The following is a 25,784-nucleotide window of genomic DNA, read 5'->3' as shown; positions in this document are numbered from 1 at the left end:
CTCTCCAACCCTCCAACCCTCAAGCTCTCCAACTCAAAACCCTCCGACTCTAAAAACTCGCCTTCACCTGCATACTTCCGATATGAATCGTGCGGTCTCCGGAGTTTCTGCCTTCGTAATTTAAATTTAACTGTAGAAAAGAATTAATCGCTTGCTGAATGAAAACACTCCACACCTGATTTTTCCCCGGTTTTAAACCATCCAACATCTGGTTTCCGACAATACTGAAATTGTTACCGTTAAAATTATTATTGATGAACGAGAAATTTCCTCTGATGGACGTTTTTCTGCGTTCCCACTGAATGGTTCCCGTAACGTCAAAAGCTTTGAGGAATTCTTCTCCATCCACTCTCTGTTTCTGGCGGAATGCCGAAGAAAGTTCAGCCTGAATGGCATCGGTAAACTTATAGGTTGCTTTTGGTTTTGTTTCAAAATTATTCAAGCGGTAATCTCTTGTAGAAAATAACTGTGAAGAATTTTGAATATCATGAACCGAATTTTCCCAGTCGATACGGAATTCTTTATTAAACCAATAGCCGATATTCAGGAAATGCGAAACCTGTTCGCGCTCCTCATTACTGAAATTCGCATTGATGAGGTTATCATTGGAGATGAAACGGTAATTTCCATTCCAGCCGGATTTGTCAGTCGGACTGAACTGTGCGGAAGCCAGAATATTCTGATTTTTAAGAATCATGTCATCACTCTTCTCAAAGGGATTCAAAACCAGTACTTTATCTTTTTTGAAGAATGAATTTTGTGAGTTTAATGAAATATTGAAATTCCAGCGTTTTAAAAATTTATTTTCAGAATTAAAAACAATCGACGGATTCACAAATAAGGCGAGCTGAATTTTATTTTTGTTGGAAGGAATATATCGGACGGAATTCGTGTAAATTCTGATGTATTGCGCCAAATCGGAATATTCGGCAATTTCAAATTCATCAAGCTGCTGAACACCGTCTCCGTTGTAATCCGTCCATTTGTAAATTCCCTGTCCGTCCGTCACTTTAATATACTGAAACTCTCTTTGGGCTTCCTGTCCGTTCCCAAGTTCATAGAACGCCTGCAAACGCATTCCGTTCTTGAAAAGTTGCTGATTATAAAGAATATTTCCGACAACGAAGTCATTGTTTCTCGAAAGATCCACATCCTGATTCTGATAAAAGAACTTTCTGTAGTGGAGTAGGGCATTTAACGTTGTTTTTTCTGTTTTGATGATCTGGCTTTCTGCCATAATTCCCAAAATATTATTCATGTTCTGAAGTCGGTTGTCCCGCACAGAATCATTATCTCGCATATAAACCTTTGCCAAAAGTTTGGTTCTTGTACTGTCTCCGATTTTTTTCTGAACAAAAATTTCTTTCCAGCTGAAACTGGTAACGTCCATCAGTTGCGTATCGTTGTACTTCTTTTCGTTGTGTTCCATACTTCCGCCAATCGCCCAGCTTCCCTTTTTGCCGGTAAACTCAGTGGAAACCCCGCCTCTGATGAATTTGGTATCCTGAAGTACAGCATTGGTATTCAGATAGGATAAATTTCCTTTTGTGAAAAATTTACCGCTGATCCATCCAAAATCAAGATCATTCTTTATTCCTTTATATGTTTCCTGCTCATCAAGATAGTTGATTCGGTAATTTAATGTTGATTTATTGTTCCATTTGTTCAAAAAGCTGAAAATAAATCTGTTCTGCGTTCTTCCGCTGAATTCCTGCGCCAGATTGAAATCTCTGGAGAATTCCACATCATTAATTCGGTCTAAAATATGAAACTGCTTGTCTATGTATTGATATTCGAAATTCGGAGTTCCTTTCCAGTTGTTTTTGGTGAAGGTTTTGTTTCCGAAAATTCTCCATGCATATCCTATATTCTGCTGAGAATCTTTTGATGAAAATAAATTGACATCATAATTGCTCAAAGAAATATCCGCTCCTATTTTTCCGTCTTTTAATAAATATTCTGAGTTTACAGAATACACCTGCGATTTTTCCGGAGAAGGAAGTTTCCTTACGGCACGATAATCTCCCATGTTGGGACCAACGTAAGCGAAAACACGCCCGTTGTTGTTTGTCTGCGTAATTTTGTAATCTCCTAAATTAGCCCCGAAATACGTATAAGAAACGCTGTACAATGTTTGTGTGGCATCGGTTGAAAACTCATAATAATTTCCTCCCGAACTTTGAACCAGTTTATATAAGATTTTATTGACATCATATTCTGTCACCACTCCGGAAGGAGCATACATTAAATTCGGATTGTTTCCGGCATCTGCAAGAATCTGCTGATCTTCCTGTGAAAGATTTAAAGAAAGCGGTGCATTTTTATTATCATTTTCCATAAACCAGTTCAGTCCGAGCTTCAGTTTTTCCCTTTTATGCTCAACTTTTCCGGTAAATAAATATCTTGAATAATTTCTGTTGGTATAATTATAAGATATCGTAATGAAATTCTGCTGGAAAATCGGTCGGAAACTGGTAAAAGTAACTTCTCCGGTATTGTAATTGATGATGTAATCCTGATTTTCACCGCGTTTCATGAGGATTCCGTCGATAAAAACCTGTTCAGAACCTGAAATTAAAGTGATAAACTGTTCTCCGTTTTTTCCGGTTAAACGATAAGGACCCTGATTTCCTTCCACTCCCTGAAAACGGATTCTGTGAAATTCACTTCGTGCAACCCCCATCGAAACATCCACAAAGGTTTTGTTCTCTTTCCCGAATTCCGTCTGAAATTCTAGTCCCATGCTTCTTCGCTGATATTTAGCGAAATAATTTTTAGCTTCCACCAAATCCAGATGTCCCGCTCTCAATATCGATTTGTCCTTGATATTAAGCTGCATATAAATTTTGTCGAATTCCTCAAGCGTTTGTGTATATCCATCTGCCTGAATCGGGAGATTATGATCCGAAATACTTGCAAGAATAGTCACATCTTTCGAAAGCCTTCCGGAAATCTGTAAATCCATAGAACTTTGTACAGACTGTCCTTGATTGTTCCCAAACGTAATCCCACGAATGATGGATCCTTTGGAATTTAATTCCCCTAAAAATCTTTTTTTATCATTTTTAGCAAGAACTCCTTCATCTACAATAATGCGGTTGTTGGTTTTTACAAAATCCAGCGTGTCTTTTGCGAAAATATCCTGCTCAAATCTGGCAGCGAGAATGCTGTCCCGTTTAAGACTGTCATTTTTAAGAGTGTCTTGCGGAAGATTGGGATTTTTCCATGTAAATACCTGAGCATTTCCTGAAAATATGCCCACGAACAACAACACGAATATCAGAATAAAATTTCGCAAATCTCTAAAAATAAAGCGTAAAAATACTTAAAAATACTTTATGGAAAGGGTTTTAGTATTATTAACAGAAAATTAACCCAATTATTGCATTACTAAAAAAAAATGGCGTAATTTTGGCTTGTAAATTATTAATAATTAAAATTTTAAAATCATGAAAAAGATTTACTCTCTATTTGCTGCAATGGTATTTTCAGCGTTTGTATCTGCACAAACTACAATTTATTCTGAAAATATGGGGACTCCGACAGCTACAACTGCTATTTCTGCCAATACATTTCAGAATGGTAGTCCGATTTCTTATTCTGGAACTGCTGATGTTAGAAATTCATTGGCTTCTTCAGGTTATACTGGAGCTTCGGGAGGTGGAAATATATTTTTTACAGGAACAGTTGGTACAAACTTTATTATAAGTGGAATTAATACATCGTCTTACTCTAATATTCAGTTGAGTTTTGGTCAACTAAAAACTACAAATGCTTCTAGCAACGAATTAACAGTAGAAGTAAGTTCAGATGGATCAACATGGACACCATTAACTTATACAAGAGCTACTGGTAGCGGAACAGCTAATACTTATATCTTAATTACTCCTACAGGAACAATTCCTTCAACTTCAACTTTAAGCATTAAATTTACCAACACGATTACAGGAAATTGGAGGCTTGATGATATTAAATTAACTGGAACATCAGGAACTTTAGCCGTTACAGATCTATCTACTGTAAAAGGAAGTAACTTTGTTAAAAATACTTTAGTTAAAAATGATGAGATTACTTTCGGAGCTGATGCTAAAGATATGAAAGTTTACAACATGCTAGGACAGATCGTTAAAACAGCTTCTGTAAAAGAAAATGAATCTGTAAGTGTTGCTGAATTAAAAGAAGGGAACTATATTGTAACTGGAGTTGTAAATGGTAAAAAAGTTTCTCAGAAAATTATTAAAAGATAACTTTAATAATATATTAAATATATACCACCATTTAACATAAATGGTGGTTTTTTTATACCTTTGTAAATGTAAATTATTAATAATTAAAGCTTTAAATTTATGAAAAAGATTTTTACTGTCTTAATAGCACTTTCAGCTATGAGTTCTTTTAACGCTCAGAATCTTATATCAAACGGGAATCTTGAAACTTGGACTGATCCTGCTGCTAAACCAGATGGATGGTTCAGTATGGCAGGAGGAGCAAAAGAAACAACTTCAGTTCATGGAGGTAATAATTCTGCAAAAATTTCACCTGTCGCAGTGAATACTAACGGAAACTTAGATTATATTGATGTAGCAGCAACAGGAAATACTGATTACACTGTTTCTTATTGGGTGCTGGATAATGATCCTAATGCTAGAGCAAGACATTGGATACAGTTCAGAACTGCAAGCGCTAATATTTCCGTTACAGGAAGTTCTTTTCAGCCATCGACTTATACATCTGATAACGCTAATTGGGTTAATGTAACAGCAACGGCAACAAGTCCTGCAACTACAGAATTTTTAAGACTTAGTTTACGAGTTTATGCTCAAAATAGTGTTACTACAGGTGCTATTTATTTTGACGATGTTGTTCTAATTCCTTCAGGCTCTTTGGGAACTATAAATCCTGAAATTCTTAAGAATAGCGTAAAAATTTCCAATACCTTGGTTAAAAACTCTTTTGATTTATATCTTACAGGAAACGCAGAAGTTAATATTTTTTCATCTTCAGGGCAGATATTTGAAAGCAAAAAAATAAGGGATTTTGCTACTTTTGATGCTTCTCTGCTTCCTGTTGGAGTTAACTTTGTACAGATTAATCAGAATGGGAATATTGTAGTCAAGAAGATTATAAAGCAATAATATTTAATAATATATCAAAAAAATGTCGCCTTAGAGCGACTTTTTTTAATACCAACCTCTTCTCGCCGCATTAATAATAGAACTCAGATTAAGAATTAAAGTATATCGTATTCTTTTTCCGTAATCTTTAAAGCCGGGTTCGAAACCTAAAGAAGACTGTACAGGAAGATAAATTTCAAGAAAATCGGGGATGATTCTCACTTTTACGCCACTGTCCCAGATAAATTTCGTCGATTGGTTTTTGTTGTCATAAACTCCTGCATCTGCATAGACGTGGAAAATTTTCCATACACTTGTATCTACGTTTACTGAAGTAATCCATTTATTTACACTTCCTGGAATGAACGATTTAAATCCTCCGTCTGCCAAAACATACTGCTGGGAAAGAATTCCTCCTGTTGCGCTCTGTCCCAGTAAGTTATAGGAAAAAGAGTAGTCTGAAACTCTGGAAATTCCGTAATTGAAGGTGTTGTTTCTGGTATTGTTTTTAATAAAATATCCTGCGAATAAACGTACACTCAGTTTTTGTCTTGGCGCAAATTCCCATCGGTAAAATCCTTCTGCGGTTACTTTATGAAAATCTTCCATCCACTGTGTACTTACGCCCAGACTTTTTTCGTGAATACTCTGGCTGTCGTTATATCCATATCCAACGCTCCAGAGATTATACCGGTCATAGTCGTTATTGGCAATCATCAACGCATTAAGATCTCTTTCAAAATAGTTATAAGAAACGCCTAAACTTCTGCTTACCGTACTTCTCGGGTTTTTTCGGAAATTTAAATTTGAATAAATAGAGGCTTTTCGGTAGGCAAGATCATAATCATAGTGAAAATAAGAGCCTGAAACTCCAAAAGTAAGACTTCGGATGATGCTTTCAGCAGGAAGGAAGGAATAAGCAATGGCTCCCGAACCGGTCAGTTTTCCTGTTCCGGTACTGTAAGTCGGAGTAATGGAATACAGGAACTTCTGATCGAAAAACGACTGGTTTTTAAAATTAAATCCGATCAGAAATTTATCGTACGTATTGCTGAAACGTACTCTCGGATTGATATAAATTTCATTAAATTCAGGATTGGGGATATCTTTAATCAGTTTAAGCTTTATTTTACGCATATTGGAAAAGAAACCTTTCGCATACAAAAAGTTATCCCTGTAATTGTCTTCCGGAAAAATGTAATCATCATTCAGCGTTATTTTATAGGTGTCTAAAGCCGGAATGGAGAAGTTTTTTGTCTTTTGATTTTCTTCTGTTTCGACCCAATATTCTGTGATTTCCCCGTTTTTTGATGTCGTCTGCAGCTTCACCGGAATATTGGCAGATGTATTCTTCTGAATGGTTACATTCAGAGAATCGCCTTCTCTTTTAAATTTTCTCAGTCTGAAATTTACCCTGTTTTTATGTTCAAGAAATTCAGGGAGGTAAGCTGTTCTTTTATCTTTTTCTGCTAATTCTTTTAAAAAATCAGCAGGATCAATCTCTTTGTCGGTATTTTTAGCAATAAAATCCTTTACAAGAGCTTCAAAATTTCCGTAGCCCATTTTGTCGGCAGAATAATTGAAAAGCGTTCCTGTTTCAAAATTACTGATCGCCATGTCATTAAAATTACTCAGGTCAGAATAATCTTCATCAATTTTCTGATCCAGATTCTGAGACATAATGTATTGATATGCCAAACCATATCTTTCAGTAAGTTTTACATCCGAAGCATGAAATAATTTTAAAGGTTTTACGCCGAAAATTTTCGTTTCAGGTAAATTTCCCAGCAATTTGGTATCTGCGTAGAATTTTTTGAGGTACTGAATTTCCAGATAAGATTTCAGTCCGTTTCTGAACCAGTGATGATCCTGTTTGTCGGTAATAATTATTTCATCTAAAACTTTTTTGGCAACGATGCCGAAATAGTCAAGATCTGTTTTTTCGGCATCTGTAAAAAGCTGGAATCTGAATTTCCAGAAAGCAATGTCATTATTTCCGAAAAAATCTTCCTTGTTTCTGAATTTATCTGAAATAAAAATTCTTTCGGGAACAGAACCAATCCTTTCTTTGATGAATTTTAAATGTAACGGAAGATAAAATTCCAGACTCTGTTTTTCTTCTGGTTTTAAATTATAGCCAAACTTAATTTCTGTATGAATATCATTTGTATTGATATTAATGGAAGGATATTCGTTTTGTGAAATCAGAAACTCTGGATCAGAATCAAGATAACCATTGAAGGAATTGATCTGTGTCTGTAAAAGATTACTTTCCGCAAAATAATTAACCGGAAGATCCAAATTTACCGTCCAGAATGTATTATAACTCACGGTTTCTTCAATGTCGGCATACTTTCTTTTGGAAATATTGTCCGGATCAAAACGATCCGGAACAATAAAGAAATATTTTAACGCTACATGAGTATCAGAAGTTCCGTATCCTGTAAATTTCTTATCAGGAAGCTGAATCTGATATTGCAGCTGAAGTTTTATTTTTTCTCCGGGTTTCAGAGTTTCTTTCAGGGGAAGAAAAATATTTTCCTCAGAAGTTTCTCCAACAGGAATTTCTTTGCCTGAATTTTTAACCTGTAAATTCAGCAGTTTACCCAGTTCATTTTTTTTGGCAAAATGAAGATCGGTATTCCTGTCTTCCAGCTTTCGGTAGACCAGAGAAGTTCCGCGCCTGTTGTAAGCGGCGACCCAATTTAAAAGCTTAATGGAGTTAAGATCTTTCTCCGAATTGTTGAAATACACAATTTCTTCGGTTACATCGAGCATCTTTTTATCCTGAGACAGCTTCGCTCCGATGTAAATACTATCTTTCTGTGCAGAAACTTCTGCAACACCCAAAAACAAAATAAGACAAATACTGATTCTTTTCAAAATTCCTGATAAAGTATCAAATATAACTTATTTTACAGAGATTTTGCAAAGATTTTAGTGCTGAACTTCTTTTTTTTCTAAAGAATTTAAATAGGCTTTCCAGCCTTCGTTTTTATAAGTCTGAGCTGCCTGTTCTGCATTTTCAGCTTTATAAATGCCTCTTCCTACAATAATGAAATCTGTATGAAGCTTTTTGAAAACGTGTTCCGGAGTATTGTACTGCTGTCCTTTTCCGTCTCCTGAATCGGCTAAATTTACACCCGGCGTGAATAATAACATTTCCTCAGGAAGCGCATTTTGAGATACTCCTCCGATAACATTCGGGTGCGATGAAGCTATTTTTAACGCTTCTTCACGATAAGCACTTGTTGTTAACGCTCCTTTCGAAGACATTCCGATGATGGCTACAACGCCTACATTTTTGAAGCAGTCTAAAGATTCAAAACCTCCGATTACCTGAGAAGTTACAAAATCTGCCCAGTCTGTAATTTTAAAAACACCGCTTGTAAACTGAAGTTCCTGCGTGTTTCCGATGTCTGCAAATTTTCTGTCTTCCATTAAAAGGAAATTGTGTTTTGCAGCAAGAGCTTTTAATGGAGTAATGGTTTTTTCGTATTCGAAATCCGAAATAATATCGATATGAGTTTTTAAAGCAATAACGTGTGGTCCCACTTTTTCAGCTAAATCTAATAATTCCTGAGTGGTGGTAACATCCGCAGAAGCAATTAAGTTAGATTCTTTTGCTAAAGCGGTTTCCAGTAATTTTTTGGAAACGGAATGTTGTGCAGTTTCTAATTTCTGTTCGTAAGAAGGTCTTATTTTTTCTTCAAACTGAATATGGTTTCCCTGTAAAAAATCCTGAATTCTTTTTACTTCATCATCCGTAAGTTCGCCGTTTTCACGAAGAATGGTGCAGACTTCAGAAATATTGAACAGCGTATGAACTCTGTAGCCACGGCTTTCCAGAAGCTCTTTTCCGCCCTGTTCTCTGTCTAAAACCACCACGATGTCTGCAACTTTGATGTCTTCCTGCTCAACTTCTGCAATGGTTTCAATTAAAGATTTTCCGGAGGTGATCACGTCTTCCACCAAAAGACAGTTTTGTCCTTTCTGGTAAATTCCTTCGATCAGTTTTTTAGTTCCGTAGTTTTTAGCTTCTTTTCTTTTAATAATTAACGGAATATAGCTTTCCAGAGACATCGCTGTAGCCATCGGAAGTGCTGCATAAGGAACTCCGCAGATCAGATCAAAATTATCCAGAGGAAGCATATCCAGTAAATAATTGGCTAAATTTTTTAAAATTTTCGGATCTGAAGCCAAAGGTCTTAAATCTACATAAAAAGGGCTTTCGATTCCGCTTTTCAGGGTAAATCTTCCGAATTTAATGATGCCCAGTTTGTAGCACTCCAAAAAGAATTCTTTTTTACTTTCCATTATTTTTTATTAGATGTTGCAAATTTAAGGAAATGATGTTAAATGTCAATTGTGAATTTTGTTTCGTTTTTTTTCAAACACGAATGACACGAATGTTTTCACGGATGACACAAAATTAATCTGCGAAATCAATAAAATCTGCGAGATTAAAAATTAGGATTCGCCTTTAGCATTTCTCCATAAAAAAACCACTCGTACGACGAATGGTCTTTAATTATTATCTTCAAATTATTTTACAATTTCGGCATCAATTACTTTCGTGGTGCCTGAATTATATTTTTGCTCGGTTTCCCAGAGAAGAAATTTATCTACCTCTTTTATCAGCTTTGGAATTGCAAGTGATAAAACAGCAAGATCATCCAAAACGCCGATCACTGGGACGGCAACTTCCGGCAGAAGATCTATCGGGGAGATCACGTATAACAATCCTAACAACGGCAGAATAATATCGATGGATCTCATAGGATATTCTCCTTTTCTCCACATTTTTATCATTCTGAAAATATCAGGGATTTTTTTTACGAAACCTTTGTGGTTAATCGCTTCTTTTGCCAGATTCAGTTTAGAATACTTCATTTTGTGTTTAGGTTTAAATAATTTTTTTTAACTCTGTAAATTTCGCAAATTCTGTACCAATAATTTACAAAATTTAGTTAAAATTATTTAATAATATTATCTATAAACTGATGGGTAGATTCTGTGTTCCAGTCTCTTGAGGCATCTTCCTTGATTAAAATTCGTCCGTCTTTATCCAGAAGATAGGTTGTAGGAAACACTTTCGGAAGGATTTTCTCCGAGATCGGACTTTGCGCAATGTATACAGGAACGTTGTAATTATTTTCTTTCAGAAATTTTCTTACAGCATCCTCTTTATCTTCCATGGCGATTAAAACAAAATTTACATGATCTTTTCTGGTTTCATACAGTTTCTGGATCGAAGGCCATTCTTTTCGGCACGGAGGACACCATGTTCCCCAGAAATTAAGGAAAACCGCTTTTCCTTTAAAAGCTTTAAGATTGGTACTCGGAACATTAATTCCCTTCAGATCGATATCATAATCTTCTTCGCTGATGTGTACCGCGTTTTCAATGGTGGCTACCGGAAAAAATGCTTCCTGCAGTTTCTCCTTTACTCCCGGAATAAATGCGATAACGGCAATAACTGCAATCAGTACAATGTAAATTATATTTTTTTTCATTAAATCTATATTATTTATTTTGTCCCAATATATTGAAAGTAATTATTTTTAAGCTGATAAACCAGAAATTTTTTTGAAACGACACCCTCTTTATCAACAATCGGAATATACAATTTGTCTTTTTCAAATGTAATCAGTTTCAGCGGACGTTCCGGTCTGTCAACAACGCTGAAAAAGTCAAAATCAACCTGAATTTTATTGAGAGTTGTTGTTTTTGTTTTAAAAATCTTATCAGAATCAATTAACAGATCTTTTCGGATTGTAAATGCCTGAATTGCCTGAGCCATATCTTTCGTAGAGAAAATCCCGTTAGAAATAACAAGATAATACATCTGATTATTAAGATGAACTTTTACAATTTCCGAAATAAAATAAGGAGTATCAGACTGTTCTTTATTATAAATGGTTTTTACTTTTCCATTTGAGGAATATTGAATGATCTGATCAAAACTTTTCATTGTTCCTCCCAGTTCTGTATCCCAAACATAAAATCTGAGTTTTTTATCTTCGGAGGTAATAATGCTTACTTTATTATTTAATTTTTTAAAGTTATACGACAGTGTTTCAGGATTTTCGGAAATGAATTTCTTGAATTCTGCAGAAAAATGTAAAGATTGGGATTCTTTATTGTCATAGTCGTCATTCTGAGAAAATTTTTCATATTCTTTTGAAAAAAATAATTCTTTATTTTCAAGCTTTGAATTTTGAGCATTCAAAAAATTCGAAATGCATAGAATTACAACAAAAAATCTGAAAAATTTCGACATATTACAACAATTCTAAAATTTCCTGAACAGCATCTTTTCCTCTGTTCTTAGCATAATATACCTGAAGATCGTTATAGAAATGATCTTTTGTATATACTTCAGGATCAGCTTTGTATTTCATCAGAAGTTCTGTTCCGAATTTCGGACGCGGTCCCCATGAATTTTTAACGTTAAAATCTTTATCCAGAATAATCACTTTCGGAATCGATTCGGTTCCGTTTGTTAAAAACTTACTGATTAAACTCTTGTCGCTGTCTCTCAGGAAAATACGAACCTCATTTTTACCTTCGAAAAATTTAACCAAAGCAGGAACGGTTGCACTTGCATCACCACACCAAACCTCAGAAATAATTAAAATTTTACCGTCGAAATTTTTAGATTCTAACTGTTTTAGCTGTTCTTCATCTGCCACATATTTCTTTAACGTTCTGTCGATTCTCTGAAGCCCAAGTTCGTAATAAGGTTTATAATCTGCCTCCTGCTGATTGGAAGGGGTTTCTAATCTCTGTTTTCCGATTTCCACATACTCTTCGAAAGAGATGCCTTTTTCCCAGTAATTTTCCACTGCTAAAATTATGATGTTTAAAAATTATTGATGTTTCTTGTTTTGTTGATGAGGAATAAATCTGCCAGAACAAACGCCGCCAGACTTTCCACCACCGGAACTGCTCTTGGAAGAACGCATGGATCGTGACGTCCTTTTCCTTCTACAATTGCCGGATTTCCGTATTTATCCACACTTTCCTGAGGTCTTAAAATCGTTGCCACAGGTTTGAAAGCTACACGGAAATAAATATCCATTCCGTTGGAAATTCCACCCTGAATTCCTCCTGAAAGATTGGATTTTGTGGTAAAATCTTCATTGAAAAGATCGTTGTGTTCTTTCCCCGTCATTTTGGCACCACAGAAACCGCTTCCGTATTCAAAACCTTTTGCTGCATTAATGTTGAGCATGGCTTTGCCTAATTCCGCCTGAAGTTTTGAGAAAACGGGTTCGCCGATTCCTACAGGAACGTTTTTGATGACACAGGTAATCGTTCCGCCAATCGTGTTTCCTTCTTTTTTGATTTCTTTGATTCTCTCGATCATTTTTTCTGCCGTTTCCGCATCCGGACAACGCACTTCGTTGCTTTCGGTTTTCGAAAAATCCAAAGCCTGATAAGGTTTTTCACAGAAAATTTCGCCTACGGAAGAAACGTATGCGTTGATCTCGATATCCGATAAAAACTGTTTTGCTAAAGCTCCGGCAACCACCCAGTTAATGGTTTCTCTTGCAGAAGATTTTCCGCCGCCGCGATAATCCCTCAATCCGTATTTCTGATCATAAGTAAAATCTGCGTGGCTTGGACGATAAGATTCTGCAATATGATCATAATCTTTTGATTTCTGATTTTCGTTTTCGATGATGAAGCCAATCGGAGTTCCTGTTGTTTTTCCTTCAAAAATTCCTGAAAGAAATTTTACCGTATCACTTTCTTTTCTTTGGGTTACGATGGCAGACTGCCCCGGTTTTCTGCGATCCAATTCGTACTGAATTTTATCGAAATCTACCGTTAAACCTGCCGGAAAATTATTAATGATTCCACCGTAAGCCAGACCGTGACTTTCTCCAAATGTTGTAAGACTGAGAAGATTACCTAAAGTATTTAACATACTACAAATTTAAGGCTTTTTCTTCAGATAAAAAGGCTCCCGAAATATGATCTATTTACCGAGAGGATTGATAGTATAAATAACAGATTTTGCCTGTTTTCTTTCCTGATTGTTTAACTTTTTCCAGACGAATCCTTTTTTCAGGTTTTTATCATCAATTAATTGAGGAAATATCCCGAGTTTTTCATCCTGTGAAACGTAGCCTGCGGAAATAGCAGGGAGTTTAGAATCGTAATTAAAAGGATAATTGGTGGAAACATTAAAATTTAAATTACCAACCCTGAAAGAATCAAACTTTGTGCTTTCATAGACCGAAGGGTTGTACAACTGTTCTTTTTCAAATTTTCCCATAAAACTTCCCGGATTAAAGCTTGGGAAGTAGGTCTGCAAAATATTCGGGAAAGTTAAAAAGCTAATAAAGAGGATACTTAAAACAGAAAATACCGCAACCGATTTCTTCTGGTTAAAATAATCTCTGAAAAGGATAAAGAAGATCACGAAAAAGACATCCATAAAAAATCTGTACTGCGCTGAAAAAAGAAGAACCAAAACACTTTTAATGATAAGCGAGATACAGATGAAAGTAATAATTCTGTTTTTTTTGATGAAGGTAAAAACAACGAAAATGATCAGACTTACAATAAAAAGAAGATTTATTTTTGCTTTGATTCCATTGAGAAAAAGCCAGTTTCTGATGTAATCAATGGCAGAAAATTTCTGAATTTCTTCATACGAATACTGCATGTCGTATGTTTTCTGAATAGCAAACTGAGAAGATATTTTTAAAACTTCAGGATTGGGTTTCCAGCTTACTCCTAAATCTATTATTGAAACTGGGAAAACGGGATATCCGAATGTGTAAATATTTTTAATGAAAAACAGGAAACCGATTAAAATTCCGAAGATTAAATTTTTTAAGTCGGATTTCAAAATAAAAACAGAGTAGAGAAAACTCAAAACCGGCAGCCAGATCATAGTAGGTTTGATGATAAAAACAAAAACTGAAAAAGCGAACAGGAGAGAGGTTTGTTTATTTTGTTTTAGAATTTCATTTAAAATGATGAGTGAAAAAACAATAAAAGGCAAATCCGGACTTGGTGACTGACAGAACAATAGTAAAACCGGAATAAAGCAAAGTTGAATCCAGCTTTTCTTTTCTATTATATATAAGGTATAAATAATCAGTACAACTGAATTAATTCTTAAAAACGGATCGGAAAAATTGGAAAATCCCGCCTGAAAAATATGCCATACCGACATTTGTCCTAACGTGAGATCGAGGTTGGATATTCCTTTTACCAAACCCAATTCTTTCAGCCATTTTATAGTGGGAACATAATATCCGAAATGGTCCAAAATATAGGGATAAAAAGATCCGCTGAATAAAATAATTAATGAAACTAAGCAGATCAGCGAAAAATCTTTTTTTGAAAAGGCTGTAAAATCTTTATAAAATTTATCCTTAAAAAAATAAACCAGTCCTGTTGCAATGGTAGAAAATTCTACATAACGGTTTAAAGGAATAAAAAATGCAAGAATTGTCCACAATAAGCTTATTCCAAGAATTCCTAAAAGAATTTTTCCGGATATTCCTTCAATTAATTTTCCTGAAAAATTTTCTACAATTTTCCCTGTTCCCATTAAAACAGGAATGAGTAAAAGTGTGGAAAGCAAAAGTAAAATCATAAAAAAAGATTGCCTAAAAATAAGCAATCTTTCTCTTTTATGATGAAAATATAATTTTATCTTGGCTGTACTCTACCGCTTTTTCTGTCCTGCGCTCTACCCAAAGTATATCCTGTCGCACCCCCGATTACACCCCCAATGGCTGCACCGGCTCCCGGACTTTTCTTATTAACAATAGCTCCTAAAGCCGCTCCACCTACAGAACCGATGATGGTACCTTTAGCCGCTTCGCTCATCCCTTTTTTCTTGGCGGTTGTCTGCGAAGAACTTCCATTATTGGCATAAGTTCCGTTGCTGGAACCTGAGCTTTGGCTTGGTCTGTCTCTATAAACGGTACGTGTTTCTCTTATCACTTGCGGTCTCGCGTTTGCTGCTGCTGTTTTCGCTTTTTGTACTTCAGCTACACTATCCGCTTTTTTCTGTGCTTCATAAGCCATTTTTTCTTTCTCGATGGCTAATTTTTGTTTTTCAATTTCCAACTGTCTCATCTGGAACTCCATTTTCTGCTGTTCCAAAGATTGCTGGGCTATCTGGTCGTCTTTTTTACAGGCGGTCAGTAAAAATACCGACATCAGTCCTGTTAATACTATACTTTTCATAACTCAAATTTTTATAAGGATTTTAAGTCAATCCAACTTCGATGTTAATTCTGTTTCCAATTATGAAGCCAAAATTCAGTTAAGCAATGTTAAATTTTTTAAATGAATCTTAAAATTATGATGTAAATCCTTTATTCATAAATGGTTTTAAGGTGTTAAAAATTGTTGATTTTTACTTAAAACCTAATTAATATGAATTCTTTATCTTTGGATCACCAAATTACAGTATTATGAAAAAATCAATTGTAAAAATTATGCTTTTTACAGGCGTAATTGCTGTCGTAAGTTCTTTTTCGGCATTTAAAGGTGATTCTGAAAAAAATCACTCACCATCTAAAAACATTTCTCAGACAGAAACCTTTCAAATCCGTTTTGGGTTACAGAATCAGAATGGTTCTAAAACACTTTCAGGAAGTTATGATCTAGGTAATTTTGTAGCAACAAATACCGTAACCGGAGAAACTTTTGAAACGTATGGCGGAAGCGGAATGCAGTCTTTGCCCCAGTATTTTGACGGTCTTCCTGAAGGAAATTATACCTTCACTGCCACACAGGGACAGGGAGGATGGGTAGGCTACGGTTCTGTGACGGCAGAAGTTTCTGAGGCCAAAGTGGATGCAGATGGTTATGTTACGGTGTATGTTCCTATTGCCTGGGAAGAATAATTTATACTTATTTACAAATTGGCCTGTCTTTTAAGCCTCCTGAGTAAGGGGGCTTTTTTATTTAAAGCAATAACGCGTTGTTTTTTTACAGATCGAATTTATAATAGGGATGCCTGAGTTTACTATTTGATAAAATCGTTTATAATAAAACATAAAGGATGACGTTATTAAAAAAAACAAATTTGGCAACATTAATGATTTATATAGTTAAAATTTAATGCATTTTCTGCAAAAAGATTGTAATTTATACTATATATTATCAAAAAACGAGTTAGATTTGCAGTACAACAACAAATTTCTAGCCTATGGTGAATTATTTTACTTTTTTTCAATTTTATCACAAACTCAATATCTTGGATAATCCTTATTCGAGATATAATTTCTTAAGCAAAATTTATAACTTTCATATCCTAAGAGGATCTAATATTTATTAATATGAAAAAATATCTATTGTTTTTTTTCTTGGCACTTTCGTATATACTGAGTGCACAGGTAAATTCTTATAGTTTTTCACAATCTACGGGAAGCTATACAGATTTGCCAAGTACGGCAACGGTCTTGGCAACTGCAACAGGGAACACAGGAGCGGCATCATTAGATAATGTTGTTTATCCGGTTACTCTTCCTTTTCCGGTTTCATTTAACGGAAGTAATTATTCTTCCATCAATGTTTCAACAAACGGATTTATTACTTTCGGAGCAACCGCTCCGGGAACTGCTACCTACAGCCCGATTTCCAGTACGGAAACTTATGCAGGGGCTGTTTCTGCATGGGGTAGAGATTTAAATTCTGTTTTTAATATTGCTTCTAAAACAGGAAGCATCAGTTGGGCTGTTGTAGGAACAGCGCCTAACAGAGAGATTGTAGTACAATGGTCAGACTTCAGACCTTCTTATTCTACTTCTACCACGAGTGTTTATACTTTTTCTTTTCAGATAAGACTTAGAGAAACTACAAATACGATTGCCGTAGTTTATAAGGGAGGAAGTTACCTTGCGGGTACTACGTCTGTAAGCGGAACGATTCAGGCGGGATTAAGAGGGGCTACGAATGCCGATTTTAATCACAGGCTGAATGCTACCACTGCTTTGTTTACGGCTTCTACTTTGGCAACAGCGAACAGCAGCACCCAATCTTTCAATACAACCGCTGCAACTCCGGGAATGCCTTCAGATGGTCTTATCTATACATGGACTCCGCCATCTTGTTTTGGTGCTTCAGGTTTTGCTTCTTCAGGGGTTACGGCCAACAGTGCTACTGTTACATGGGCTGCAGCATCAACACCTCCGGCGAACGGGTATGAAATATATTACAGTACAACGACTACTGCTCCTGCTACACCTCAAATCACAGGTATTGCGGGAACGGCTACAAGTTATACAATTCCTGGTTTAGCTGCCAATACAACTTATTATGTTTGGATTAGGTCAAAATGTAGTTCAACCGCTCAAAGTTCTTTAATAGGACCTATTACTGTTTATACAGGATACTGTACACCTACAGGCGGTACGTCTTCTACAACCTACTATTTGAATAATATTACAACTACAGGTGGATGGACTAACCTTGCGTATACAGCTACTTCTTATCAGGCTTATGTAAACTCTCCTGGAGTGGTGTTAAGCTCTCCGGGATTTACTGTAACAACCAACTTAGCGACATCAGGTGGAAGTACATATTATTATTATGTATGGGTAGACTGGAATAATGATCTTGATTTTAATGATCCGGGAGAAACTATTTTAGCAACCACTACTTATACAGGAACTGCAACGGCAAATATTGCTATTCCTGCAGGACAGGCGGTAGGAAACTACAGAGTACGTACATCATCATCATTTATTGGTGCAAATACTTCGTGCGGACCATCTCCGTATGGAAATTTCGTGGATTTCACTTTATCTGTTGTAGCTCCTCCAACGTGTCTGCCTCCGACTGGTCTTACGATCACTACGGCAACAACATCAAGTGCTACAATACAGTGGACAGTTCCTGCAACACCACCGGCAAATGGATATGATGTTTATTATAATACTACAGGTGTTGCTCCTACAGCGGCAACAGTTCCTCAATATAGCGGTGTAACGGGACCTAGCCAGTTGATTACCGGTTTGGCTACAAGTACAACGTATTATGTTTGGGTAAGAGCGAAATGCAGCAGTACAGATATTAGTTATTGGTCCGGACCTCGTACGGTTTACACAAATTACTGTGTTCCTACGGGAGGTTCATCTTCAACAACTTATTATCTGAATAATATTACAACTACAGGTGGATGGACCAATTTAGCTTATACTGCATCTTCGTATCAGGCGTATGTAAATTCTCCTAGTGTTGTTTTAAGCTCTCCAGGATTTACAGTAACGACCAACTTGGCGACATCCGGTGGAAGTACCTATTTTTATTATGTATGGGTAGACTGGAATAATGATCTTGACTTTAACGATCCGGGAGAAACTATTTTAGCAACGACTACTTATACTTCAACGGCAACAGCAAATATTGCGATTCCTGCGGGACAGCCGATAGGGAACTACAGAGTTCGTACTTCATCATCATTTATTGGTGCAAATACGGCTTGCGGACCTGCTGCGTACGGAAACTATGTAGATTTTACCTTATCTGTGGTAGCACCTCCGACGTGTCTTCCTCCGACTGGTCTTGTGATTGCAAATGCGACAACGTCAAGTGCAACAATACAGTGGACGGTTCCGGCGACACCACCGGCAAATGGTTATGATGTTTATTACAATACTACTGGAGTTGCTCCTACAGCAGCAACTGTTCCTCAGTTCACTGGAGTTCCGGGACCTAGCCAACTGGTATCGGGATTAGCTTCAAGCACAACGTACTATTTCTGGGTAAGAGCAAGATGTAGCAGTTCAGATATTAGTTATTGGTCCGGACCTCGTACGGTTTACACCAATTATTGTCTTCCTACAGGTGGTTCATCATCGACAACCAATTATTTAAAAACGATTACATCAACAAACGGGTTTACGAATCTGAATTACACTGCTACGACTTACAGTGCGTATGTAAATAATTCGGCAACAAGTTTCTCTGTATTGCCTGGAGGAATTGCTAACGTTTCGATGAATGCAGGAACAAGTACATATTACTATTATATCTGGATCGACTGGAATAATGATTTAGTATTTGATCCGGCTACTGAGCAGGTGTATTATTCCGGAGGTTATATCAATTCTGTTGCTAACGCTCCGATAAGTTCTGTAGGTCGTCCTTCAGGTTCTTACAGAGCAAGATTTGCAGCGTCTTATATCGGTACGGTAACTCCTTGCGGACCGGCTCCTTATGGTAATTATGTAGATTTTACATTTATCATTAAGCCATGTTCTACAACAGCACCTACGAATGTATATGTGGATGCAATTGCTCATAATGCAGCGACTGTACACTGGACTCCTTCTCCTGATAACCTTGGTTATAAAGTATACTGGAGAAAGAACGGAACAACACCATGGGTAAATTCATCAGTTGTATTAACGCCGCCGGCAACAGCGTATACAATCAATACAGGTTTAGATCCTGCTACAAAATATGATGTAATGGTAGTTGCTGTTTGTAACAATACTGAAGGTACTGCTACACCGGCTGTGTTTACTACAAGATGTGATCCAACCCCTCCGAATGTAACCATAAGTAATATTACTACAAACTCTGCAATCGTAACTTGGGCTCCTATTGTGGCGAGTGCTACTTATGTAATCAGATATAGAATTGTAGGTACAGGAACATGGACTACTGTGAATATCACTGCACCTCCTTTAAATACATATGCAATTACCGGATTAACTCCGTATACTACATATGAAGTACAGGTGGCAAATATCTGTAACGGTGAAACGACTGTTAACACTTGGTCTAATCCTAAGGTATTCACTACGGAAAGAACTTGTCAGTTACCTCCTCCGGGACTTACCATTACAGCGATTACTCCAACTACAGCACAAGTAACATGGGATCCTTTCCCGGGAGCTACTTATATCTTAAGATACAGAAAAGTAGGAATTCCGAGCTGGACAATGGTACCGTCTAATACCAATACGATTACTCTAACAGGTTTATTGGAGCTGACTAAATATGAAATGCAGGTAGCAAACGTTTGTAGCGGAACTCCGGGAACGTATACACTTCCTTATTTCTTCACAACGCCAACTATTGTGTATTGTCAGATGGCATCTACAGGAGCTATAACTTCAGAATATATTTCTAAAGTAACGGTAACGCCAAATGGCAAACCTCAGATGACGAATATTTCTGTAGGATCTAACTATACAGATTATACAGGAGTTACAACTAAATTTATCGACCTTATTCAGGGATCTTCGAACAACAAGATCGTGATCGATAAAAAATTAGCAGGAAACAATAAAGCGGGTGTTGCAGTATGGATCGATTTCAACAGAAACGGATACTTCGATATCAACGAAAGAATCCTTGCGGACGGACCAAATACGAATCCTACAGCAAGTACAACGTTTACAGTACCTGCAGATGCGTTCATCAGTCTGGTAGACTACAAATATGTAGTAATGAGAGTGGCAATGGGCAAAGATATCATTCCGGTAAATTGTACCAACTTCCCAGATGGTGAAGTAGAAGATTACACGGTAAGAATTTCTAAGCTTCCGGTTCCTAACTCGATCAATCAGTCTGATATATTGATTTATCCGAATCCGGTTAGCACAATATTAAATGTTAAGAACATCAGTTCGAGAGGGAATTATAAGATCTATAATTCAGCCGGACAGGTGGTATCAAGCGGTATTATCTTAAACAACAAAATTGATGTTCATACATTAATAAACGGCGTTTATGTAATCGATATTGAAGATTCTAAAGGAACTGTACAGAAAAAGTTCATTAAAGAATAAAATAATTAATAATTTACACCAAATAAGCCTTCAGAAATGGAGGCTTATTTTTTTGTTTTCTTAATAAATGTTAAAATGTGAATTATAGAAAAAATTCGACGATAATAGAATATTTAATTTGTCATATGCCAGTAATTACAGCAATAAAAGAAAGTTAGCAGGTATAAAAAAGAAAATATATCCTGTTATAATGAAATTAACAGTTTTTTAATCTTTGATAAAAATTGTTAATTGATGAAATTAATATTTCATATAGATGTATCTAAAACTAACATTTCATAAATTTGCAGTCACTCATGTTTAATTTGAGTTTTCATGGTTATTAGTTTTTATCCTCGTAGAAATACGGGGATTTTTTATTGTACAAAGAAAAAATAGCAAGAGAGAAAGAAGAATAGAAGCTTTAATTTTGGTTTTTCGCAAATAAGAACACTTTAAACCTGTCATTACTGCTGTATCTTTTACAGCTTTCATCCATAAACAAATCAGGAGATTTTTTAAACTCTTCAATGTACTTAAGACCTTCTTCGTCTATACTTGGAATAATAATGTAATCATACAGCGTTTTTGTAAACTCGCTGGAATTTTTTAAAATGTTCTTCTTGTGTTTTAATGCTTCGTTAAATGTCATGATTTTAGTTTATGCAAATTTAATCATTATTAAGTGAAAAAAACAGCACTCTAATGAAGAAATTTTGTATGCAATATTTAGTTTTTTTCGAAAATAAATACATAAAATATTGATTATCATTAATTTAATAATTTGTATTTTCGTTTTTTAATAGAATTATTTCTATGATTTAGGTCATAAAATATAGAAATAGTTATAACTAAATTTAATATATAACATTTAAATGTTTTAGTATCTCAGTAAGTTTGCCTCTCATTCGTGAGAGGTTTTTTTATTATGACTCAGATCATACGGTAAAGAATGGTTTTATTGTAGCTTTAAAACTTCAATTTCCATTCGTTTTTAAACAGTTTTAGAAACTTCTCAGTTTTTCTGGGAAGTTTTTATTTTCAGTTGCGAAAATCTGTAAAATGATAAATCGTCGGGAAAAAGTCGGGAAAAGTAAACAAAAATACTAAATGCTTTTATGAAGCTATTTAAATATTTGATGGAGTTATCATCTGTTTATTTCGTGTCTTTTTGATGTTTTTAGTTGTTTTTGTAGTAAACAAATAAAACAATAACAAAGTCCTGTTTGGAGCTTTGTTATTTTAATAAATTTTTCTTTTTAATATCTTCTTCTATTAGTAGATTAAATTTGTCAATATTTAATTTTTCAATTAACATTTCTAGGTGTTTTGACGAAGGGAATAAGATAAATGAATAATCGACTTCGTCACTTCTGTTACTTTTAATAATGATATAACTTTTTCCTTTTCTATAATAATAATCTGCATAAAAAGGAGTTTGTGAAATTATCGGACCATTCAAATAAACGCAGCTGCCTTTCAAATTCTTATTATACCATTCAATTTTTTTATCAACTGAAGTGATTTTATTGGCTATATTTATTTTATCCCATTCATTTTTCTTTTCAGCCATATATTTTAGATAGTCTAAGAAGACATAAAACTCGTGTCTGGTTAATATAAATGATGATTTTTTAAAAATAGGATCATCTGATTCAACATCAATTAATATATTTTCTACAATAGGGTCATTATCATAGTCAAGCATAATATTATAACTCTTTTTAGGATTTTCCATTGAGTAGGAGCTATATTTTATAATATTCTGACTAAGAGCTAAATTCGAAAACAAAACAAAAATTATTAATTTTCTCATTTTTTCTAATTATTATTTAATTTCCACTTTGTCCCATCTTCAAAAACGACTTCATAGGCTCTTGCACCAATAAGCTTTTTTCCATCTCTACTTAATATATCCCATTGTCCAGAATCAGTTTTGCCTGGCTTTAGTGCGTCATCAGTAAAGCCTCCACCTGTACCAGTTGAAACTCCCATATCAGCAGGCTCACCAAATGAATTTTCACCGTACCATTCAAACCGAATTGCTGAAATTGTTTTGTCAGAGATGTTTTTATATGTTAATGCAACGTCTTTATAGGTAGAATATTCTTTTTCTACAAATCTGTATTTTAAAACTTGAACAGGGGAATTTTTAGTTAACTCTTTATCTAAAAAACTTTCTTTCGTATCTAAATTTGCTTTTTGTTGATTTGAAGCCATAATGCTATCAACTATTTTACCTGCTTTAGCTTCAATTTCCGGAGAGTATTCTTGCTTTTTTCCGCAAGAAAACAATAATAATATTGTTAAAGTGAATAGTGTTTTTTTCATAGTTAAAAATTTTCCGCAATATATAAAATCTTTGTAATTTTCTATTACGGAAAGCCTCAACAGAAGAAAAGGGATCGGATCATAGCCAAAAGTTGGGGAGAAAAGATAAATAAAAAAATCCCTAAACGCTTAAGCAGCAATTTAGGGATTTTAAAGAGGTACCTAGCGGATTCGAACCGCTGTAGATGGTGTTGCAGACCACTGCCTAGCCGCTCGGCCAAAGTACCATTTACCATTTTTGAGGTGTGCAAATATAGTAAAATTTATTTTCGAACAAAAATTTTTAAGCAATTTCTTTCGTGCCAATGCTCTCTATTTCGCTTTTTGCCTGTCTTTCAGTCTCATAATTTTTTGTGTGAATTACCCTTGTATCGCTCCAACTGTCGTGCCATCCGTTTTCGCCAAGAAAAGAAAGAGCATCAAAAGGTACTAATCTGGAAAAAGTACGACCTATAATTTGTCCTATTGTTGGCTTATTTCCGTCAATGCTAATTACTGAAGTTCCTGTTATAAATTTAGCGAGTGTTTTTCCAAAATAATATTCCATTAAAATAAAATAACCCAAATAGAACACAAAATATATGAGCATGGAATAAAAACTAAGTGAAGAATCATTTTCCAGTAAATCATCAGTTATTGATTTTCCGTAAATAATGGCATAAATAAGTGAAAAAACAAAAATCATTGCATAGTATGCGAACTGAACAAAAATTCCATCTAAAAATGTATTTGCAAATCTCTGCGACTTTGTTGCTCTGTGGATATCCACAATCTTAAGGTACTTTCTCATGTGTAATAGTTTTTTATAAATTTTAAATTCCTGTTAGTGTTAATTTTAAGGTAGCTTTAGTATCAATAACGGCAGTAATTCCATAAGGATTGAGGAGGATTTTGCTGGGCTTGAGGCTGAATACTTTTCCGTTCATTTTTAAGCCTTTATAATATTCTTTATTGAATGCTTCTTCGATGCTTTTCATTGAACTGTTTTCCAGTTCCTGGGTAGGAATTCCGTATTCTTCCTCGATCATTTTTACAATTCGTCCTCTAAAAAGGAGCGTGGCTGTTTTTTGAAGGAAATTTGCCGTTTTCAGGTTGAATTTTGTGTTAGACAATACAATTTTCTTTTTGGCTTCATCATACACCGGAATTCCGGAAATAAAAGCTTTTCCGTTTACATACCCTTCGGTTTCCGCTTCTATCATCACCTTATCATCAACGCCGTATACTTTAATGTCTTTAATTTTTACGGATGAACCTCTTACATCATATTCCTTATTCAAAAACATATTTCTCGCAATATTGGTCGCTTCTGTAAACGGAATATTGGCGGTTGTCTGAAGCAGAAACTGATTTCCCAAAGTCGGAATAAATGTGAAACCCGGAGCCGACTTTATCGCAGGAGCAGAACCCGGCTGATTTCCCGTAAATGTTTCAGAAAATACATCAATTCCGATGTTGGTATCAATCTGGTTGGCGTAAAATTTTAGAGGAGTAATGTTCACTTTCACCGGAGAAACTTTCAGCCACGTTTTGTATTCTTCAGAAATATTAAAAGGCTGTGCAAAAACATTCCACGCCATTACGGCGTATTGCTGAAAGTTGAGCTGGGTTGCCATTTGGCTGTCGATGGTTTTACAGAATTTCTGCTGTTGTTCCACCAGACTCTTTTCCACCAGAGAAGTAATCGGGATTTTAATTCTCCCATAATCCAGAACCGGTTTGGTTACCCATCGGAAACCGTTAGGTTTTGTGTTGGTGGTGATGGTCCAGTTATTCTGAAAATTTAATACCGCATTAAAGGACATCACCGTTTCAAAAGTGGTGTTCTGATACGTGTAAATTCCCAGCGTTCCGATGCCTTTTTCTGCCCAGACTTTTAAAGGAACTTCAATCAGTATGTTTTGATTGGTTCCTCCTGCAAGACGGATAGGACCGGTTTTCCAGACTTTTACTTTAAACTGGTCATTGTCATTATCCGTGTAAGAATCGTCCTGATAAATCAGATCTTTTACCGATGCATTAATCAGATTGCTAATCTCTGAAAGCGGAATGGCAACCGGCATGGTAATACTCGACTTTACTTTCGGAAAATTATAGTTCGGAACTTCAGAACTCATCGTTGTTTGTCCCGAAACAGCCGTACAAAACAGAAGAAATATTATTTTTACAACTTTCAATTGTGTAATTTTTTATAAATGAATATCAGAATTTAAGGCTTAAAACTTTTTTCCAGCTCAATACTTGCTCCTGTCATTTCGCCTTTCATCGGTGGAGCTGTTTTCGTTATTTTTAATTTGATATAATCTACCTGCGGAAATGTCTCATGAATTTTAAAGATGATTCTTCCTGCGACGTGTTCCAGCAATTTAGACTTTATTTTCATCTCATCATGAATAATATCATTGATGTCTGCGTAACTGATCGTATCTTTCAGATCATCAGAAGCTGCTGCATTCCAGAGGTCGGTATGAAGTTCTGCATTTACAATATAATAGGTACCAACAATATTTTCTTCCGGAAGAACACCGTGGTAAGCATATATTTTTACATTTTCTAAATAAATCCTGCTCATAAC

Annotated in this window: 20 protein-coding genes and 1 tRNA gene; 4 read left to right on the top strand and 17 right to left on the bottom strand. The window is 35.4% G+C overall.

The window, feature by feature from the left end; all coding sequences use genetic code 11:
- Positions 1-49: 49 nt before the first annotated feature.
- Entirely contained in the window at positions 50-3,262 is a 3,213-nt protein-coding gene (locus DD829_RS17185) for a hypothetical protein (protein WP_228408232.1), read from the bottom strand.
- Between the two features lie 187 nt (positions 3,263-3,449).
- Between DD829_RS17185 and DD829_RS17180 the strand changes: the two genes are divergently transcribed.
- Both DD829_RS17180 and DD829_RS17175 read left to right on the top strand, forming a co-directional pair.
- Positions 3,450-4,247: a T9SS type A sorting domain-containing protein gene (locus tag DD829_RS17180; protein ID WP_116547973.1), complete on the top strand. Its 798-nt coding sequence runs from the start codon at positions 3,450-3,452 to the stop codon at positions 4,245-4,247.
- 99 nt (positions 4,248-4,346) lie between these two features.
- Complete coding sequence (locus DD829_RS17175) at positions 4,347-5,135, top strand: T9SS type A sorting domain-containing protein (protein WP_116547972.1); 789 nt, start codon at positions 4,347-4,349, stop codon at positions 5,133-5,135.
- Positions 5,136-5,180: 45 nt separating this feature from the next.
- Here the strand turns inward: DD829_RS17175 and DD829_RS17170 are convergent, their stop codons facing one another.
- The 9 genes from DD829_RS17170 to DD829_RS17130 form a co-directional block, all read right to left on the bottom strand.
- Positions 5,181-7,997 carry an aminopeptidase gene (locus DD829_RS17170; RefSeq protein ID WP_228408231.1) on the bottom strand — a complete coding sequence of 939 codons (2,817 nt, stop codon included), beginning with the start codon at positions 7,995-7,997 and terminating at the stop codon, positions 5,181-5,183.
- A gap of 54 nt (positions 7,998-8,051) precedes the next feature.
- The gene (gene pyrF, locus DD829_RS17165) at positions 8,052-9,431 is read right to left on the bottom strand and encodes an orotidine-5'-phosphate decarboxylase (protein ID WP_108408649.1); all 1,380 of its coding nucleotides are present in this window, start codon (positions 9,429-9,431) and stop codon (positions 8,052-8,054) included.
- A gap of 228 nt (positions 9,432-9,659) precedes the next feature.
- On the bottom strand, positions 9,660-10,007 hold the full coding sequence (locus DD829_RS17160; protein WP_076390861.1) for a YkvA family protein: 348 nt from the start codon (positions 10,005-10,007) through the stop codon (positions 9,660-9,662).
- Between the two features lie 83 nt (positions 10,008-10,090).
- Positions 10,091-10,630, bottom strand: coding sequence for a TlpA family protein disulfide reductase (locus DD829_RS17155; RefSeq protein WP_108408650.1), 540 nt, complete (start codon positions 10,628-10,630; stop codon positions 10,091-10,093).
- A gap of 14 nt (positions 10,631-10,644) precedes the next feature.
- A complete protein-coding gene (locus tag DD829_RS17150) occupies positions 10,645-11,397 on the bottom strand; it encodes a hypothetical protein (RefSeq protein ID WP_108408651.1) in 753 nt (250 codons plus the stop codon).
- Position 11,398: 1 nt separating this feature from the next.
- A complete protein-coding gene (locus DD829_RS17145) occupies positions 11,399-11,962 on the bottom strand; it encodes a thioredoxin family protein (protein WP_108408652.1) in 564 nt (187 codons plus the stop codon).
- A gap of 17 nt (positions 11,963-11,979) precedes the next feature.
- Entirely contained in the window at positions 11,980-13,050 is a 1,071-nt protein-coding gene (gene aroC / locus DD829_RS17140; RefSeq protein ID WP_076390865.1) for a chorismate synthase, read from the bottom strand.
- 51 nt (positions 13,051-13,101) lie between these two features.
- The gene (locus DD829_RS17135) at positions 13,102-14,736 is read right to left on the bottom strand and encodes an LIC_10190 family membrane protein (protein WP_116547971.1); all 1,635 of its coding nucleotides are present in this window, start codon (positions 14,734-14,736) and stop codon (positions 13,102-13,104) included.
- A gap of 56 nt (positions 14,737-14,792) precedes the next feature.
- Positions 14,793-15,335, bottom strand: coding sequence for a glycine zipper domain-containing protein (locus DD829_RS17130; protein ID WP_108411672.1), 543 nt, complete (start codon positions 15,333-15,335; stop codon positions 14,793-14,795).
- 230 nt (positions 15,336-15,565) lie between these two features.
- Between DD829_RS17130 and DD829_RS17125 the strand changes: the two genes are divergently transcribed.
- The gene (locus DD829_RS17125; RefSeq protein WP_108411673.1) at positions 15,566-16,000 is read left to right on the top strand and encodes a hypothetical protein; all 435 of its coding nucleotides are present in this window, start codon (positions 15,566-15,568) and stop codon (positions 15,998-16,000) included.
- 435 nt (positions 16,001-16,435) lie between these two features.
- On the top strand, positions 16,436-20,899 hold the full coding sequence (locus tag DD829_RS17120; RefSeq protein WP_108409554.1) for a GEVED domain-containing protein: 4,464 nt from the start codon (positions 16,436-16,438) through the stop codon (positions 20,897-20,899).
- 403 nt (positions 20,900-21,302) lie between these two features.
- Here DD829_RS17120 and DD829_RS17115 read toward each other — a convergent pair whose 3' ends face one another.
- From DD829_RS17115 to folB, 7 genes are all read right to left on the bottom strand, one after another.
- Complete coding sequence (locus DD829_RS17115) at positions 21,303-21,530, bottom strand: hypothetical protein (RefSeq protein WP_076390870.1); 228 nt, start codon at positions 21,528-21,530, stop codon at positions 21,303-21,305.
- Positions 21,531-22,115: 585 nt separating this feature from the next.
- A complete protein-coding gene (locus DD829_RS17110; protein ID WP_116547970.1) occupies positions 22,116-22,694 on the bottom strand; it encodes a hypothetical protein in 579 nt (192 codons plus the stop codon).
- Between the two features lie 5 nt (positions 22,695-22,699).
- On the bottom strand, positions 22,700-23,209 hold the full coding sequence (locus tag DD829_RS17105; protein ID WP_116547969.1) for a hypothetical protein: 510 nt from the start codon (positions 23,207-23,209) through the stop codon (positions 22,700-22,702).
- Between the two features lie 156 nt (positions 23,210-23,365).
- Positions 23,366-23,436 (bottom strand) — tRNA-Cys (locus DD829_RS17100).
- Between the two features lie 56 nt (positions 23,437-23,492).
- Positions 23,493-23,999, bottom strand: coding sequence for an RDD family protein (locus DD829_RS17095; protein WP_116547968.1), 507 nt, complete (start codon positions 23,997-23,999; stop codon positions 23,493-23,495).
- Positions 24,000-24,021: 22 nt separating this feature from the next.
- Positions 24,022-25,386, bottom strand: coding sequence for a DUF4403 family protein (locus DD829_RS17090; RefSeq protein ID WP_108409897.1), 1,365 nt, complete (start codon positions 25,384-25,386; stop codon positions 24,022-24,024).
- Between the two features lie 32 nt (positions 25,387-25,418).
- Positions 25,419-25,781, bottom strand: a complete 363-nt coding sequence (gene folB, locus DD829_RS17085; protein WP_076390875.1) for a dihydroneopterin aldolase — start codon at positions 25,779-25,781, stop codon at positions 25,419-25,421.
- Positions 25,782-25,784: the final 3 nt, after the last annotated feature.

This window comes from Chryseobacterium sp. HMWF035, assembly GCF_003094695.1.
GTDB classification, from domain to species: domain Bacteria; phylum Bacteroidota; class Bacteroidia; order Flavobacteriales; family Weeksellaceae; genus Chryseobacterium; species Chryseobacterium gambrini.
Note: the sequence above shows the minus strand (reverse complement) of the source record. Positions and strands in the feature narration are given on the sequence as shown.